The organism is Cyclobacterium sediminis, from assembly GCF_054781075.1.
Genome location: NZ_BAAGVC010000043.1, coordinates 346,370 through 363,321 on the forward strand (window position 1 = coordinate 346,370; position 16,952 = coordinate 363,321).

The following is a 16,952-nucleotide window of genomic DNA, read 5'->3' on the forward strand; positions in this document are numbered from 1 at the left end:
GGGACAGCAACGCTTTTTAGCCGAGACGTTGTGGCTAATTAAACAAATCTAGGTACTGCTTTTTTCCTTGTTTGGTTAGATATGGATAAATCACTTCAAATAACAAGGCATGATAATAATCTACTTTTGACGCATCTTCTTTATTGAAAAAATCAGCAGCATTCACCCAATTATCACCCAAGATATTCATGCGCTTATACAGCCTTTCATATTCACCTTCCAGTTCCTCTTCTCGCATGAGACCTTGATGAGTTAAGTTTTCAAAAAGCAATACGTATTGTTGCTTACGCACTTGCTGTAATTGAAGATAATGCTTTTTCAATGTTTTATCACTTCCCAGCAGATGGTATAAATCCCGAGTAATAAATCTGTATTGAAATAAAATACTCATGGATACTTGAGCGCTCTCATATAGAAAAGATAGAAGAGGCTTATCATGACTTATTTTGTTCATTTCATAATCCATCTTCTCTACCAATGCAAAATACAATTGAGATACGATTTCTGCTTTTGTTTTGAAGTGGTAATTCAAATTCCCTTGACTCATTTCAAGGGAACTTGCTATTTGCCTTAAAGTGACATCCTTAAGTCCGTGATCATTGAACAACTCTAATGCTTTAAAGAGTATGCGTTCTTTTGTTTTCATAAAATTAGTATACTTGACCTATTTTAGTAAATTTGACCTAAAATTACAAGGTTAATGAATATATCGATAATAGGAGGGGGAATTACTGGTTTAACTACAGCATTGGCTTTGCACAAGCTGGGCATACCTTCAAAAGTTTACGAACAGGCTGAAACACTTAATGAGATTGGTGCTGGCGTATGGCTGCAGCCAAATGCTGTTCAAATTTTGCATTGGCTTGGAATAAAGGAAGAGGCAATAAATGAAGGTTGTATGCTCAACAAAATGGAAATCACCTATCCTAACCTTCGACCTATCAAAAAAATCAAAAAAGCAGTTGTTGAAGATAAACATGGAAACCAAACAATTGCAATCCATCGTGGAAAACTGCAACGCATTCTCTACGATAGATGTGAACAACTCAATCTTGTTGCGCTAGGCATGCCCTATTTAAATCAAGAAGTACATGAGAAAAAGGTTCAATTGCATTTTGATAAAAAAACTATTCAAACCGATGTTGTACTGGGAGCTGATGGCATTAATTCACGAGTGAGAAAGGCCATGGGGTTGCCTTCGGAATTTAGGCAAAGCGGACAAATTTGCTGTAGAGGCATTGCAAATATCACGCTCCCCAATCACTTAAAATGTGAAGGAAAAGAAGTTTGGGGAGATAAACGAAGATTTGGCTTTTCTCAGCTATCTGACAATTCCGTATACTTCTTCACGGTTTTGAATAAAGAAATTTGCCCTCAAGAACTAAGCAAAACTTCATTATCAGCTTTGTTTAAAGACTTTGATCCAATTATAGATAAAATCATTGAGGCATCAGGAGATATGCATACAACCGAGCTGATAGATTTGAAAAGATTGGATACCTGGCATGATTCCCACACTTGTCTACTTGGTGATGCTGCACATGCCACCACCCCTAATATGGGTCAAGGCGCTTGTCAGGGAATAGAAGACGCTTTCTATATGAGCCACTGCTTAAATGAGTCCAACACGCCACAAGATGCCTTCATAAAATTTGAAACCCAACGCAGGAAAAAGGTAGACTATGTGGTAAATAATTCGTGGAATTTTGGGCGAATGGTACACCATAGAGCAGGCCAGATATTTCTTAGGGGTATCATGAAAATAACACCCGAAAAAGTAATGAGCAAGCAAATGAATTCGCTCTATAGCGTAGAAGGATTATGAAAAGTTCAGCCCTACACTTCAGCGAAAGGTTAAGCAATGAATTTATTCCGTATCCCCTTTTGCTATTGGCTGATGAAACCAAAGAGGCCATCAATAATTATATTCACCAATGCGAAATTTATCTAATTAAGAATAAGAATCAGGTGGTTGGCGTCTGCGCTATTCAGGAAATAGACACTTATACCATTGAAATTAAAAATCTGGCGATAATTAAAGAACACCGCAACTGTGGGATTGGGAGCTGGTGCATTCAAAAGGTTAAGGAAATCTACCCTGCTAAAATTGTACTTGTGGGAACTGGTGATGCTTCCTCCAGCTCTTTGAGATTTTACAAGAAAAATGGTTTTAAACCACACGCTATACGAAAGGATTTTTTTCTCAACAACTACGATCATCCCATCATAGAAAATGGAAGACAACTAATAGATCAAATAGTATTAAAAAATGAGTCAGCTAAATACTAAACTAAAAGCACTACTAAGATCAATTGGCTTCATAGCAATGTATTTATTCTTTGGTGCACTATTATCTCAGTTAAAATTCCTTTTTCCATCACAATTTGAGCGCTATGCCCAAGGAATATTGGGTACGATTGGGGTATTACTTACAGTTATAGTATTTCTGAAATTTGAGAAAAAAAAGCCTAAAGACTACGGCCTTAGCTGGGAGAAAAGCTCTTTTGCTAAGTTTGGGGCTGGGTTATCTTTGGGTATTGTATTTGCTACAGCGATGATGCTTTCCCAAGTATGGTATAGTAATTTGGAACTGTCTTTAAATGATCACATTTCACTATTCCCATTTCTATTCTGGTCAATGGCATTTATCCCACTTGCTTTTATGGAGGAAGTGGCATTCCGATCATACCCTTTATTAACCCTTAACAAAGCATTCGGATTTAGAACAACACAAATCATTTTAGCCATTCTATTTGCTGTTTATCATATGCTAATGATGTGGAGCCCTAAGGCTTCACTGCTCGGCCCTGGAATATGGGCTTTCGCATATGCATTAACAGCCTTATGGTCTGGAGGGATAGCCGTTCCCACGGGTTTACATTTTGGACTTAATTTTGTTCAATCTATCATTGGTGGTCAAAAAGGAATTGAACCTATATGGACATTGGATTATCCAGCCAATGTTTCTGAGTCTTCCATACTAGCTAATGAACAATTTGGAATAGGCCTTCATTTTTTTCTGTTAATATTGTGTGTAGTTGCTACTGAAATTTACATCAGAAAAAGAAAAACTAGCCACAATAACTAAGCATTCTGATGGCTGGAACAGCCTAGTCTGAATGCAGTGTTGAACCCTGAGAAAGTTTCAGGGTAAACTTCAATGAAACATTGAAGTGATGTTGGGAACTTGGTTTACTATGGGGAATGATTTTCTTCTTTTGCTTTTTTAGCGATGTGAGGATGAAAAAGTTGCTGTTTTTAAATTGTTCTTTGTCCTAGGGTTCCTTTTTTTAGTATTTATTATTGAATAGGTAAACGGTTTTGGAGTGAATTTTAGGCTGTTATTACCATATAGGGGGCATGACTTTTATCTGGGCTTATAGATGGAACGCAGGAAGCCTTACATTAATGTAAAAGGGAAAGATCAAGCAGAGCAACCGCAAGATGATTACCAATGTAGTGTAAGGTAGCGGACTAACCCGTAGTAGTGATGAATCTCCTGTAATGGGAGTGGAGCAAAGGGGTTAGCTAATTTAAAATACGATTTGCCAACTTGAAAGAGGATGAGCTTATATTTGTAAATTAAATTAGAAGAGCCGTATGATGGGAGACTATCACGTACGGTTCTGTGAGAGGGGAAGGGTGAAACTCCCTTTTCCTACTCGACACAAGACCGTTAGCGTATATTGTGAAAAGACCTCTGCATCCAAAATTTTGCTACTTTTAAGAAAAACTATTTTAAGGCAAAGACCTCTAAAATCGAAGTTGATAAAAAGTCGATATCCATTATTGAGCAGAATAGTGGGGATTATATTTGCTTAACGGATATGGTACGAGGCGAAGAAGGGGAAGACCATATCAGAAATTGGATGCGGAATAGAAATACGGTTGAGTTTATTGGGCTTTGGGAAACCCTTCATAATCCAGATTTTAAACCTGTCGAATTCGACACCTTTAGAAAACAAGCAGGGCTTAACAGCTTTAACCTAACACCAAGAAAATGGATTGAAGCAACCAACGCTATTGGAATTTTTTCAAAGGCAGGAAGATATGGTGGTACTTATGCCCACAAAGATATTGCTTTTGAATTTGGCTCTTGGATAAGCCCAATGTTTAAACTATTGCTCATCAAGGAATTTCAAAGGCTTAAGGAAATAGAGACGAATCAATACAACCTTGAATGGAACGTCAAAAGAATATTAACTAAGACAAACTATCACATTCATACTAATGCTATCAAAAATCACATAATACCAGATAAAAACTACTTAAAAGATAAGGAGTGGTTGATTTATGCCGAAGAAGCCGATTTATTAAATGTAGCTCTTTTTGGATGTACTGCTAAAGATTGGAGAGAAGCTAATAAGGAACATGCGGATAAAGGTTTAAACGTTAGGGATTTTGCCAGTATCAATAAATTGGTTGTGCTTTCAAACCTAGAAAATGTGAATGCTATCCTGATTGAAAGAAAAGAGAAAAAGGAAGACAGATTTATTCAGCTCAGTAAAACAGCAAAGTCACAGTTAGCAACTCTAGATGACAAAGATTTCATTAAATCCTTAAAAAAGCTCTCAAAGACAACATTTTCGGATTTAGGGAGAAAGAAATAAACAACAAAACGCTAACATCACTTTGGATACAGCGGGCGGTTCAGAGTAAATAGAAAGTTTAGTTTATTTAAGAAGTTAGGAGTAGGCTGGAAGTGAAGGTTTTCAAATGCCCGCCATCTCCAAGCTGAATCCCGTGTGTGACTTGAATCAGCCCCAAGGGGCTGAATGCTTTGAAATGGATGGAGGACTATTGGGCAACCGATAGATAGGCCCTCCGATGGCGGCTTGTCGGAGCAGCCATCAAACTACCTTGCGCTGCATAACTGGGAAACCAATATGTGGTGAGCGGTAAGGAAAAACAGGGACAGTGATCCCCGTAGGTAAGTACTGATGGAGCTGAATGAAAATAAACCAGTGATGAAGCCTCGAGAAAGCAAATCTAGATGTGGAAAATAGGTAATTACGTGTGTACCTATGACAAGTGTGGCAGACGTCCGGAAGATACCGGCCACACCGCATCCGGGGTTAAGCTGGCAGAGCCTGTCCCGACTGTCGGGAAACGCAGTACAGGCCATTTCATTTCAAGGAACAAGTGGCGCCAGCCTATTCACGAGATTGCCCGTCGACTCAATCCAGTTGCCAGGGGACTGCTCAACTACTACCACAAGCTAAGGGGAGAATCTATGCGTGAGGTATGGAATCAACTCAACCACCGGCTGCTCAAATGGGTCAAATGGGAGAAGGGATTGTACAAAATGGCCGCAGTCAGATGGCTTAAGCGTCAGTACAAGTCTTCTCCGGGACTGTTTGCGCATTGGAAATTGGTTCAACCTTAGGTACCTTAGTCGGACTGAGCGATTTAAAAAACATGAAGAGCCGTGTGAGGTGAGAGTCTCACGCACAGCCTGTCCCGATGTTCGGGAGTTCCGTGGGAAGGTTGGGGTGCAATTCCCCAACCTGACCCGATTAGCCAATATCTAAGCCCATTATGAAAACAAAAAGAATAGCAGTTAGTGTTGGGATTTCGTTCGGAGTAATGGCAATTGGACTAATTGTATTTATTTTCTATAAGACTTCCATCAATAGACCTCAAGAACCATCAAAGCCATATCCATACTACACTGAAGAAATTACTTTTAAAAACAATGATTCCCACGTCACTTTAGCCGGAACACTGACATTACCGACGGCAGCAGGAAATTATCCGGCTGTCATTTTAATTTCCGGAAGCGGTGCCCAAAACAGAGATGAAGAAATTTCGGGACATAAACCATTTTTGATCATTTCTGACCATTTAACAAAACATGGAATAGCTGTTCTAAGGTATGATGATAGGGGTGTTGGGAAATCCACTGGTAACTTCAAAACAACTACGACTATAGATTTTGCATCAGACGTTGTCAGTGCTATTGAATTTTTAAAAACGAGGAAAGAGATAAACAAAGATAAAATCGGTCTAATTGGACATAGTGAAGGAGGGATGGTTGCACCAATGGTCGCATCTAATTCTAAAGATGTAAGTTTCATCGTTCTGCTTGCTGGTCCAGGGATTGAAATAATGAAAGTCCTTCTGATGCAGCAAGAATTAATTGCTAGGGCAGATGGTATTTCGGAATCTGACATAAAAGAATTTATACTACCAGTACATAAGAAGGCATATCGAATGATATCCATGTCTACAGATGGTCGTACATTGAAGACTGACTTAGCTAGACTTATCGAACAGTCCTACGATAATTCTCCAGCTGAACTAATACCATCGGAAATGTCAAGAGAAAAGGCTGTATCAACCCAATTAGATAAGTGGTCGTCGGAATGGTTTAGAAATTTCCTGAAATACGATCCTGCATCAATACTAGAAAAGGTCACTTGTCCCGTTTTGGCCTTAAATGGAGAAAAGGATTTGGTGGTAACTCCTAAAGAGAATTTATCTGGAATTAGTAACGCTATTAAAAAGGGGGGCAATTCAAGTGTGACTATAAAAAAGTTGCCGAATCTTAATCATCTTTTCCAGAACTGCGAAACGGGTTCCCCTGCTGAGTATGCAAAGATTAAGGAAACATTTTCACCCATAGCATTAAAGGAAATGGCAGATTGGATTTTAAAGCAAGTAGAATAATGCGTAGCCTAACATCACCATTGGATACAGCGGGTGGTACTGAGTAACTAAAAAAACAGTATCTTTAAAAAACTAGGAGTAAGCTTGAAGAATACGGCTCAGATTTCCCACCGTCTCCAAGCTAAAACACGTGGTGACCGAGAAAAAAAGTACTGACATTAGGCAAAGTAAATAATTTAAATAATCAAGAATATGAAAAGGAAATTTATACTATCTAGTATTTTGTTGATAATCTCTTTACAATGCTTTGCTCAGTGGGAATTGAAAGACACAACTGAATTTTCAGCAAGACAGGGTCTACCTAATTTCTTTGATAAGATAAATACAAAACAAGACATTAAAATTGGATTTATAGGAGGAAGTATCACTGCGGCAAATGGTTGGCGACCTAAAATAGTATCTTGGATAGAAGAACAATACTCCATTAAAGGCTTATTCAGCTACAGTGCCGCCATTGGAGGCACTAACTCTAAATATGGGGTATTTAGAATTGATGAACATTTACTGAGTAAGTCCGACTTTGACTTGATTTTCATCGAATTTGCAGTTAATGATGGCGGTGCAAGTTCCTCTGATGTAGAAAAAAGTATGGAAGGAATGGTGCGTAAAATATGGTCAAAAAATCCATATACAGATATTTGCTTCGTTTATACAGTTAATGAAGCTTCCTTATCTGACTGTGAAAACGGTAAAATGAATATGTCTGCGACTAAACACGATTCAATAGCCTCATATTATGACATACCGTCAGTTTTATTGACGCCTCAAACTTTTAATAGGATTGAATCAGATTCTGTTGTTTGGTATGACAGCGATTATGACAAAGCTACTTTCTTAAACAGTTCCGGACAGTACGTTTTTACAGCAGACAAAGTTCATCCAACAGATTTCGGACACGAAGTTTATAAGGATATTTTAGCAAAATGTTTATTGAAGATAGATACGTTAAGCGGTGTAAAAGAACATGTATTAAAGCCTGTATTGATTGCTGACAATTATGAAAACACAACGATGATTAAAGGTATAGTAAGACAATCAAAAAATTACGATTATGTTGATTCAACCGGACAGTTAAGCTATCTCGACAAATTTAAACCATTAGAAAATCCCTATTTTGTTTCTCAAGACACGAACGCTACTTACCAATTTTCCTTTATAGGGAATGAAATGGGTTTAGATATATTAGTTGGTCCAACAGGAGGAAGGTATATTATTGAGGTCGACGGAGTAAAAAATGAGTTAGCTAACTGGGATGGTTATTGTTCTTATTATAGAAAGCAGTCAAGATTTGTGAAATTGAGTGAAACAAAGAAACATATTGTGAAAATTTATCCATCCAGTCAACCTTTAACATTAGAGGAAAAAAGAAATTCATTAAACAATGATAGTAGAAAAGCGGACTTTGACGCTAATCCTGAGAAATATAATAAAAACGAATTGATTTTTTCACATATATTTCTGAATGGAACATTGTCTGATTAGTTAACTGATAATAGGTCAAGGAGACCCCATTGATTGGTCTACCATTTTTATCAACATTGGCAGGTAATGTTTAAATATCAAGGCTTTTGGCCCGCTCAAGCTGCATGGCGGTTTGATAGGAAACTACCTGGCAATCTACCCCTATACCGTTTAGCCTAAATAAGGAAAATGACACCAAGACAAATTGAAAAAATCAAAAAGAAAATAAGAAGTATCAGAGCTACTTTAGTTGCTGAGAAAAGAAAATTTGGTTGCTTTGACGACAGCCGTGGTTTAAGGTATGTACCGCCAGGACTATTTATCAAGATTAATGATTTCAAAGGAGGTTTGACCTATTTGAATTGGTTTGAAAAGAATTTTAGTGATGACATAGGAATGCCTGACTTTTTATTTGAATGGCTTATTATACTTTTCAAGACAAAAAATATAAAAAAAGCTGAGAGAAAAGCATTTCAAGTATTTTTCGCCAATTCATACTTGTTTGATAAATACTTTGGAAGACCGATTGAACCAATTGAAAAATATGAATATTCAAACTTGACGAGTCCTGAATTTACTGAATATTTCAATTATAGTTCAGACCAAAATGAACTTGCTGATTTTTCTGACTGGCTGAAAGCATTTGAAAATTCTGAACAGTTTGTTAGAATAAAGAATAATTTTATTATGACTACTAAAAAGCTTAAGAAAGTTAATGATAGAGAGACTAGATCATTTCTATTAGCTCATCTCAAACAAATTGAGTCGGAATTGAATTAAAAATAGGAATACGGATGGCAATAACTAAGCATTCTGATGGCTGGAACAGCCTAGTCTGAATGCAGTGTTGAACCCTGAGAAATGTCCAGGATCCCTTCTCCACCCTTCAGCAGGCTCAGGAGCCATGCTTAGCGTCCACTTGAGTGCCTTGGGTTATGATAAAGAATGGTATTCCCTATTGCTTTTTATGCTAGCTCAATATTAAGTGAATCGGAAAGTTCTATAACGGCTATTTATGGATAAGAGATTTAGGTGGCTAATTATATGATTTAGCAGGTTTTAGATGCGCGAATAAATCCGGATTGTTGAGATGGATTCTTGTGAATTATCCATCAAATTGGGCCTTAAATTGTACCCTGCTCTTTAAATTTAATGGTAAAGCAATGATTTTTTAACTTGCGCTGAAGTCTAAATAATTAATTTTGTTGATTACCTACAACACTTATGAAATCAAAAAGTATTTTAGCCTTTTTCCTGCCCCTTGTTTATTTTTTGCTATTTAGCTATCCAACCTTTTCCCAAACAATAAAAACCCCGGAGATTTATTTAGATCCTATTTTTAAGGTGGATTATGGCGATGCAACGGCAGACAAACCTCAATCAAAATCCTGGACCAATAAATATGGGCAATGGCTAATCGTAGGTGATAAAGACGGACCGAAGTTATTGAAAAAAGAACCTTTAGGATGGACGAGTCAAATTAAAGTTAACCAGGCATGGAAGAATTTGCCGCCTAGGGCTGATGTATTGAGCAAAGGTGAGGAGACACAACTGGTCTTGGTGGATGAATGTGCCTTGACGGTAGTTAAACTAATCTATGCCCCCGAAAGTAAGGAATATCAACATCAATGGAAGGTTAACCTTCCTATTCCTGAAAGCTGTAATGCTATAGAAACGGCAACCATAACACAAGATTCAGAAAATCAATTTTGGATTTGTGCTGATATAAATGAAAACATCATGGTTTGGCATTCGCTCAACGGTCAGGATTGGGCCGATCCTTTTATACTTGCGGATGACATTAATAAGGATGATATCTCATTAATCGTTGGACGAAAAGACCAAGTTTCTGTGATCTGGTCTAACCAAGATACCCAATCTATAGTGGAGCGGATTCACCGTGATGGTGATGCCTTTGATCATTGGTCACAGCCTGTAATTGTTCAGCAGGGAGACAATAATGCAGACGATCACTTGAATGCTACTGTTTTTGAAAATGGAGAAATGCTTTTGGTCACAAAGAGTAGTGTGGACAAAATGAATCAACCTCAATTTGTATTGCGAGTAAGGGATAGAACGGGCCATTGGACCAACATTCGCTATGAGAACCTAACCCAACAAAGAGGCCCTAGTCGCCCTATTATTAACCATGTGGCATCGGGGGAAATTTTTGAAATACATAGCGTAAGAAATCGAGAAGATAATCGCTATTTTATTTCTGTCAATGAAGTAATAAAAAAGAATGACAGCTGGCATTTTAGAGAGTTAATACAACTTAAAACCAATATCTTAGGCAAAAATGGAGATGTCACATCAAGTAAGGCTTGTTTTTTACCGGATGAGCCCAAACTAATATTTTTCTCAGATGATTTAGGTAATGTTTATTCCTTTGATCTCGATACCTTATTATAGGTTTACCTTGAATTTAATTGACACATGTATTTAATCTTAAAGAAGCTCAAGGAATTGCGCTTGTTTTGCCTCTAAAAATTGGATCCAATTAGTAAGATAGATGAGAAAATGTTCAGTTCCCGTTTTAACCCTTCCACCTTTTAAGGGTGTTGTTCCATTTGACCCTGAGGTTGGATGGTTTTTCTATTTTAGGTTTATGCATGGTGATACAGTGTAGTCCACCTCCACTATAATTGAGTTCAGTGGCATTTATCATCACCACTTTTCTGCTATGAAAAACTTCCTGAAAAGCTTTTCTGGCCTGTTCATCTTTTTGGCGTATAAAATCAGGGTCACCCGGGTTGTAATAGGCGGGTATCACCACCAAGTTATTGGTCAAGACAAAGTTTAAATAGCTGGTTACCGGGGTATAAAAGATTGCCTGGCCCTTGTAATTGCCCTGATCAAAAATAATAGGTGCCTGTGGTACTCGGATGATCTTAAAAGGGTTGCCATCCTGATCACTTGCATTCTTGAGTATCTGATAACTTTCTTCCAACCTCTCATGCACTACTTGGTAGAATGGATCCAAAGCCAGGTCTGCCGGATCTACTTGGGCCAGCAAGATGGTTTGGGCATCTGCAAATCGGCAGAATTCATCCACATGCCAATGAACTCCATTGCCATAAATATTGTCAATCACCGGACCATTGTCAAACAGATCGTCTTGCGGAATGCCTTTCTTTAACCAGATGACATTTTTTTGTTTTAGCTTTTCTTTGTATTCCTTTTCAATTTCCTCCTTGCTAAGATCAGGGTTGATGTATTGCTCATGTCCCTCAATTAATATTATGGTTCCTCTTCCATTGATCTCACGCCCTCCTCCGGAGCTGGACAACCTGCTTCTCATAAAAGGGATTCTCATTTTTGAAGCATATTGCTCATTGAATAAATTGTATTCCTGGTTTTCTTCATGGTGATAATGAAAATTAACCATTTCCTCCTGTCCCTGCTCATCCTGCATAAGGATGGGGCCATAATCCCTGATCCAGATATTGTCTTTTTCTAATTTAAAAGGAGATAGGCTGACATTTTTTAAATTGATCTTTCTTTGCCTGAATAATTTTTGTAGCGCTTCCGGCTGTTGGTTACGTTGGTTGTAGAAAAGCGTGACATGATCCACTTCTGCTATCTCCTGGATAAGTTTTAGTGATATTTCTTGAAATTGGGGTGTCCAGCAAATGAAGGTGCTCTCCTGTGGGTCAAATTCCGCTAAGGGATTGGCGGTATGCTTTAACTCATAATCTTGCTTGCAAGCACAGATAAAGAAAAAAAAGCATGACAACAATACAAACAGACAGCAACGCAATCCTTGAGTCTCTGTCAATCCGAACCTGATTGTCATCTCAGGTGAATTGTGGATATGGTTTTTTATTCATAAGCTATAATAATCGGTTTAACCGATCAGATTTATTAAAGCAATTTACAGAAATATTCTGATTACAATCTTAGTTTTTATATAATTTCTTAGGGCTTAACCTGCAAGCCGATGAAATAACAAACCCATAATGAATGTTATGCCATGACAGCCCGAGGGCTCACAATGATTGTATAGCAAATGCCAACAAAATTCCTTTAACCTTGCATGAATGCAGGTAGTTTACTTACTTATCATTACTTTTAAAGTCATTATTGAGGTTTAGCTTTCTGCAGTACTTTTATAGAATTATGGTGAGTAAGGAATGAGGTGTATTTTTATCTACCTAAGCCTTTTTACCATCATAGACTTCAATGTAGAAGCATCGCAGGAATAGGCGATACCGGCCCAAAAACCAGCCTATTTTTAAAACCTTATCAAAACTAAAATAATGTTAGCCACTACACGCGAAAAATTAGAAACGGTAAGCACTGCCACACTTGCCACAGCCTTGTTCAAGCGAGGTTTGAAAAATCAATTCATTCAAGGGGTGAAACCTTTGGCAGAAGGAAAACCTACCATGGTTGGAGAAGCTTTTACTTTACGGTATATTCCTGCCAGGGAAGATCTCAACCCAATCACTGTATTTCAAGACCCCAAGCATCCTCAACGGGTGGCGGTAGAGACTTGTCCTAAAGGAGCAGTACTTGTAATTGATAGCCGTAAAAAAAGTAGAGCGGCTTCTGCCGGTTCAATATTGGCTTCCCGCCTTATGGTTCGGGGAGCAGCCGGTATTGTTACAGACGGAGGGTTTCGGGATTCAGCAGAAATTGCCAAGTTGGACATGCCTTCCTATCATCATAGGGTAAGTGCACCAACCAATTTAACCTTACACCAAGCAATGGATATTAACGTGCCAATCGGGTGTGGGGATGTGGCGGTTTTCCCGGGAGATGTGGTTGTTGGAGATGATGATGGAGTGATGGTTATTCCGGCTCACATGGCTGATGAAATAGCCGAGGAGGCAATAAACATGACCCTCTATGAAGATTTTGTTACTGAGCGGGTATTGGCAGGACACACGATTGTGGGTTTATATCCTCTTACGAAAGAAGAAAATAGAGAAGCATTTGAGCTGTGGAAAAAACAGCAAGGGGGGGCAAATAGGGAGAAATAAAATGTCTGTTTGATCAGAGGAAAGTAAGCAAATGGGTAAAGTTCCTTAGGTTAGGCTATAAATGGAGGGTGAAAATAGGGGTATTCCATGATTTTTAGAAAGAAAAGAAGCTCTCCTTACCCATGTTCTGAACAATCGCCCAGTGGCAAGTGCCTACATTAAATATTTCTCTAATGATTTAACTAAGAAATATTTCTTCAAAAAAATGTTGCCAATACGAATTTAACACAGTATAAGCATGTTAAGCATATAAAAAATAACAGGAGCAATGCTATGATAAAAAGCGTTCAATTTTTAACTTTGTGAATAGAGATAAAAAAATTTATGAGTGAATATAGTAAGTACCTAGAAGAGATAGAAGATAGGAAAAAGGATAATCTTGATCCGAAACCGATTGATAGTGCAGATTTATTGACTGAAATCATCGCACAAATCAAAGACCTTCATCATGAACACAGGAAAGATTCTTTGAATTTCTTTATTTACAATGTTTTGCCGGGTACTACTTCTGCAGCCATTGTTAAAGCTGAGTTTTTAAAGGAAATTATTCTTGGTGAATCTGTATTAGAAGAAATTTCACCTGCCTTTGCTTTGGAGCAATTGTCACACATGAAAGGTGGCCCTTCAGTAAAAGTTTTACTGGATTTGGCGCTTGGTGAAGATGTTTCCATAGCAGAAGAAGCTGCAAAAGTCTTGAAGACACAGGTTTTTCTATATGAAGCAGATACAGATCGTTTAGAAAAAGCCTTCAAAGAGGGAAACCCTGTTGCGAAGGACATTTTAGAAAGCTACGCAAAAGCAGAGTTCTTTACTAAATTGCCTGAACTTCCAGAAGAAATTAAACTCGTCACTTTTATTGCGGGTGTGGGAGATATCTCGACAGATTTATTGTCTCCGGGTGGAGATGCTCATTCAAGATCTGATCGACAACTGCATGGCCAATGCATGTTCGAACACAATAAAGAACAACAAAAAGAGCTGCTAGAACTTCAGGCCAAGCATCCTGACAAAAGGGTGATGTTGGTGGCTGAAAAAGGCACCATGGGCGTTGGTTCTTCAAGGATGTCCGGAGTGAACAACGTTGCACTATGGATAGGGAAAAAGGCCAGCCCATATATACCTTTTATCAACATAGCGCCTGTAGTGGCAGGAACAAATGGGATTTCACCAATTTTCCTTACCACCGTGGGTGTAACCGGCGGTATTGGTTTAGACTTAAAAAACTGGAAAAAGAAATACGATGCTGAAGGGAATCTAATTGTTGATGAAAACGGAGAACCCGTTTTAGAACAAATATATTCTGTAGAAACAGGTACTGTATTGACCATCAATACAAAAACCAAAAAACTCTATGATGGAGAGAAAGAACTGATGGATATATCATCTGCTTTCACCCCACAGAAGATGGAGTTTATGAAAGCCGGAGGCTCATATGCCATTGTATTTGGTAAAAAGCTTCAAACCATCGCAGCGAAAATCCTCGACATAGAATTGCCCTTAGTTTATGCGCCTTCAAAAGAAATATCGCATAAAGGACAAGGCCTGACAGCTGTAGAGAAAATTTTTAATGCAAATGCTGTAGGTACCACCGGAGCCGTGCTTCACGCAGGTTCTTATGTTCGTGCTGAAGTTAATATTGTAGGTTCTCAAGATACCACAGGTTTGATGACTTCTCAAGAATTGGAAATGATGGCTGCTACAGTCATTTCTCCTATTGTTGATGCCGGTTATCAGTCGGGCTGTCATACCGCCTCTGTTTGGGATTTAAAATCTCAACAAAACATACCAAAATTGATGAAATTCATGAATGATTTTGGTTTGATAACTGCCCGTGATCCTGAACATAAATATGCACCCCTAACGGATGTGATTCATAAGGTATTAAATGACCTTACCGTTGATGATTGGGCCATTATCATTGGAGGAGATTCCCACACCAGAATGTCTAAAGGCGTTGCTTTTGGAGCAGATTCAGGTACGGTTGCGCTAGCCCTGGCCACAGGCGAGGCTTCAATGCCAATCCCGGAGTCAGTGAAAGTTACCTTTAAAGGTAAAATGAAAGACCATATGGATTTCAGAGATGTAGTACATGCTACACAATCTCAAATGCTAAAAGCGTTTAAAGGCGAGAATGTCTTCCAAGGAAGAGTGATTGAGGTGCATATTGGTACCCTTCCTTCTGACCAAGCTTTTACATTCACAGATTGGACTGCAGAAATGAAAGCGAAAGCTTCAATCTGTATCTCAGAGGATGAAACGTTGATAGAGTCTTTGGAAATTGCCAAAGGTCGTATCCAAATAATGATCGACAAGGGCATGGACAATCACAATCAGGTACTTCAAGGTTTGATTGATAAGGCCAATAACAGAATTGAGGAGATAAGAACAGGCAAAAAACCTCCATTAACTCCTGATGAGAATGCAAAATACCATGCGGAATTTGTAGTTGATTTGGACATCATTGATGAGCCAATGATCGCTGATCCGGATGTTCACAATGAGGACGTTTCTAAACGTTATACGCATGACACCATCCGTGAACTTTCCTATTACCAAGGAGAAAAACATATTGACCTTGGCTTTGTAGGTTCTTGTATGGTGCATAAAGGAGATATCAAAATAGTGGCCAAAATGTTGAAAAACATGGAAGATCACTATGGGAAAGTTGAATTCAAAGCACCTTTGGTAGTGACTGCCCCAACTTACAATATCATTGATGAGTTGAAAGAAGAAGGCGACTGGGAAATTCTTCAAAAATATTCCGGTTTTGAATTTGACGATGCTGCACCTAAAAGTAGTGCAAGAACAGAGTATGACAATATTCTGTACCTAGAGCGTCCCGGATGTAACCTTTGTATGGGTAACCAAGAGAAAGCTGAAAAAGGAGATACAGTGATGGCCACTTCCACGCGTTTATTCCAAGGAAGAGTAGTGAAGGATTCTGACCGTAAAAAAGGCGAATCATTGCTAGGTTCAACGCCGGTAGTTATCCTTTCAGCCATTCTAGGTAGAACACCTACCCTTGAAGAGTATAAGATTGCGGTTAAGGGAATCAAACTTACTCATTTTGCTCCACCGCTTAAAAAGATGACTTCAAAACCAAATCACCTTCTATCGTATTAATACGAAAGGAAAAAGTGTAGCTGGTGGAAGTCAGTAATTTAAAGAGCTATTGGCAATGAATTACTAAGGTAAGAGCATTGCTTCAGGTATATATTTAAAGGCTGAGTTTTGAAGCCATTCCTAGTTAAGGAGTGCTTTCAGAACTCAGCCTTTTTTTGGATAACTTTTTTTGCTCTCTATGCTATGGTTGGTATTGAAAAATGTGTGGACCTGAATTCGATTTTAAATCGCTCTAAATAAAAAACTATATCGTTTCTGGGAACCCTTTTAGTGGGTTTTCTGAGGTGGGAAAGGGAATGTCAGTCTCAACTTGTTCGGGATTCTTACAGCTTTTCCCACTAAAAGTCTTCCCTAAGCCTATCTATGATAGATTTTTATAAAACTGAATTGAGTTAAGGTCATATGATAAATTAATTTCCGCCTTGTAGATTTTCGGCATTAAGAAATTTAGTAGGGGTTGGCAAGGGCACAGGCACTGTTTGACGAAGTTTTTGGTTTAGTAGACATTTAATAAACAAGGCCAATATTAAAACCAAAAACTAAGGAGTTTGCCTGTGTGCGGGAGGCCTTAAATTTTAGCCGAAAAGATACTCAGCGGTGGGGTTTTCTCCTGACTAGCTCCGCTTCAGGACAGGTTGCTTACTTTTTTGACCACTGAATAAACTCAGGGCAGACCTGCAGCAAAAAAGTAGCAATAGTCAAGGTAAATGATAT

General features: G+C 38.4%; 13 protein-coding genes. 11 read left to right on the forward strand and 2 right to left on the reverse strand.

Annotated features, from left to right (window positions below; genetic code table 11):
* Nucleotides 1–34: 34 nt before the first annotated feature.
* On the reverse strand, nucleotides 35–646 hold the full coding sequence (locus ACYVHJ_RS22075; protein ID WP_460519377.1) for a TetR/AcrR family transcriptional regulator: 612 nt from the start codon (nucleotides 644–646) through the stop codon (nucleotides 35–37).
* A gap of 54 nt (nucleotides 647–700) precedes the next feature.
* Here ACYVHJ_RS22075 and ACYVHJ_RS22080 point away from each other — a divergent pair, with 54 nt between their 5' ends.
* The 9 genes from ACYVHJ_RS22080 to ACYVHJ_RS22120 all read left to right on the forward strand — a co-directional run bounded on the left by ACYVHJ_RS22080 (nucleotide 701) and on the right by ACYVHJ_RS22120 (nucleotide 10,542).
* Entirely contained in the window at nucleotides 701–1,825 is a 1,125-nt protein-coding gene (locus ACYVHJ_RS22080; protein WP_460519380.1) for a flavin-dependent monooxygenase, read from the forward strand.
* The gene (locus ACYVHJ_RS22085) at nucleotides 1,822–2,289 is read left to right on the forward strand and encodes a GNAT family N-acetyltransferase (RefSeq protein ID WP_460519383.1); all 468 of its coding nucleotides are present in this window, start codon (nucleotides 1,822–1,824) and stop codon (nucleotides 2,287–2,289) included. Before ACYVHJ_RS22080 ends, ACYVHJ_RS22085 begins: the two co-directional genes overlap by 4 nt.
* The gene (locus ACYVHJ_RS22090) at nucleotides 2,270–3,088 is read left to right on the forward strand and encodes a CPBP family intramembrane glutamic endopeptidase (protein ID WP_460519386.1); all 819 of its coding nucleotides are present in this window, start codon (nucleotides 2,270–2,272) and stop codon (nucleotides 3,086–3,088) included. The genes ACYVHJ_RS22085 and ACYVHJ_RS22090 overlap by 20 nt, the downstream gene beginning before the upstream one ends.
* 700 nt (nucleotides 3,089–3,788) lie before the next feature.
* The gene (locus ACYVHJ_RS22095) at nucleotides 3,789–4,610 is read left to right on the forward strand and encodes a KilA-N domain-containing protein (protein ID WP_460519410.1); all 822 of its coding nucleotides are present in this window, start codon (nucleotides 3,789–3,791) and stop codon (nucleotides 4,608–4,610) included.
* Nucleotides 4,611–4,993: 383 nt separating this feature from the next.
* A complete protein-coding gene (locus ACYVHJ_RS22100) occupies nucleotides 4,994–5,386 on the forward strand; it encodes a group II intron maturase-specific domain-containing protein (RefSeq protein ID WP_460519389.1) in 393 nt (130 codons plus the stop codon).
* A 152-nt stretch (nucleotides 5,387–5,538) separates the two neighbouring features.
* Entirely contained in the window at nucleotides 5,539–6,669 is a 1,131-nt protein-coding gene (locus tag ACYVHJ_RS22105) for an alpha/beta hydrolase family protein (protein WP_460519392.1), read from the forward strand.
* A 192-nt stretch (nucleotides 6,670–6,861) separates the two neighbouring features.
* Complete coding sequence (locus ACYVHJ_RS22110; protein ID WP_460519395.1) at nucleotides 6,862–8,151, forward strand: SGNH/GDSL hydrolase family protein; 1,290 nt, start codon at nucleotides 6,862–6,864, stop codon at nucleotides 8,149–8,151.
* Nucleotides 8,152–8,319: 168 nt separating this feature from the next.
* The gene (locus tag ACYVHJ_RS22115; protein ID WP_460519398.1) at nucleotides 8,320–8,910 is read left to right on the forward strand and encodes a hypothetical protein; all 591 of its coding nucleotides are present in this window, start codon (nucleotides 8,320–8,322) and stop codon (nucleotides 8,908–8,910) included.
* A 444-nt stretch (nucleotides 8,911–9,354) separates the two neighbouring features.
* Nucleotides 9,355–10,542, forward strand: coding sequence for a hypothetical protein (locus ACYVHJ_RS22120; protein WP_460519401.1), 1,188 nt, complete (start codon nucleotides 9,355–9,357; stop codon nucleotides 10,540–10,542).
* Nucleotides 10,543–10,666: 124 nt separating this feature from the next.
* Here ACYVHJ_RS22120 and ACYVHJ_RS22125 read toward each other — a convergent pair whose 3' ends face one another.
* Nucleotides 10,667–11,926 carry an agmatine deiminase family protein gene (locus tag ACYVHJ_RS22125; RefSeq protein WP_460519404.1) on the reverse strand — a complete coding sequence of 420 codons (1,260 nt, stop codon included), beginning with the start codon at nucleotides 11,924–11,926 and terminating at the stop codon, nucleotides 10,667–10,669.
* A 463-nt stretch (nucleotides 11,927–12,389) separates the two neighbouring features.
* Between ACYVHJ_RS22125 and ACYVHJ_RS22130 the strand changes: the two genes are divergently transcribed.
* Both ACYVHJ_RS22130 and ACYVHJ_RS22135 read left to right on the forward strand, forming a co-directional pair.
* Nucleotides 12,390–13,115, forward strand: a complete 726-nt coding sequence (locus ACYVHJ_RS22130) for a ribonuclease activity regulator RraA (protein WP_460519407.1) — start codon at nucleotides 12,390–12,392, stop codon at nucleotides 13,113–13,115.
* 324 nt (nucleotides 13,116–13,439) lie between these two features.
* Entirely contained in the window at nucleotides 13,440–16,238 is a 2,799-nt protein-coding gene (locus tag ACYVHJ_RS22135) for a bifunctional aconitate hydratase 2/2-methylisocitrate dehydratase (RefSeq protein WP_339902816.1), read from the forward strand.
* The last annotated feature ends 714 nt before the right edge of the window (nucleotides 16,239–16,952 follow it).

What these genes read in the sequence shown, in the direction of transcription:
- ACYVHJ_RS22075 (WP_460519377.1), bottom strand. Translation starts at nt 646, where the DNA reads ATGAAAACAAAAGAACGCATACTCTTTAAAGCATTAGAGTTGTTCAAT.
- ACYVHJ_RS22080 (WP_460519380.1), top strand. Translation starts at nt 701, where the DNA reads ATGAATATATCGATAATAGGAGGGGGAATTACTGGTTTAACTACAGCA.
- ACYVHJ_RS22085 (WP_460519383.1), top strand. Translation starts at nt 1,822, where the DNA reads ATGAAAAGTTCAGCCCTACACTTCAGCGAAAGGTTAAGCAATGAATTT.
- ACYVHJ_RS22090 (WP_460519386.1), top strand. Translation starts at nt 2,270, where the DNA reads ATGAGTCAGCTAAATACTAAACTAAAAGCACTACTAAGATCAATTGGC.
- ACYVHJ_RS22100 (WP_460519389.1), top strand. Translation starts at nt 4,994, where the DNA reads ATGTGGAAAATAGGTAATTACGTGTGTACCTATGACAAGTGTGGCAGA.
- ACYVHJ_RS22105 (WP_460519392.1), top strand. Translation starts at nt 5,539, where the DNA reads ATGAAAACAAAAAGAATAGCAGTTAGTGTTGGGATTTCGTTCGGAGTA.
- ACYVHJ_RS22110 (WP_460519395.1), top strand. Translation starts at nt 6,862, where the DNA reads ATGAAAAGGAAATTTATACTATCTAGTATTTTGTTGATAATCTCTTTA.
- ACYVHJ_RS22115 (WP_460519398.1), top strand. Translation starts at nt 8,320, where the DNA reads ATGACACCAAGACAAATTGAAAAAATCAAAAAGAAAATAAGAAGTATC.
- ACYVHJ_RS22120 (WP_460519401.1), top strand. Translation starts at nt 9,355, where the DNA reads ATGAAATCAAAAAGTATTTTAGCCTTTTTCCTGCCCCTTGTTTATTTT.
- ACYVHJ_RS22125 (WP_460519404.1), bottom strand. Translation starts at nt 11,926, where the DNA reads ATGACAATCAGGTTCGGATTGACAGAGACTCAAGGATTGCGTTGCTGT.
- ACYVHJ_RS22130 (WP_460519407.1), top strand. Translation starts at nt 12,390, where the DNA reads ATGTTAGCCACTACACGCGAAAAATTAGAAACGGTAAGCACTGCCACA.
- ACYVHJ_RS22135 (WP_339902816.1), top strand. Translation starts at nt 13,440, where the DNA reads ATGAGTGAATATAGTAAGTACCTAGAAGAGATAGAAGATAGGAAAAAG.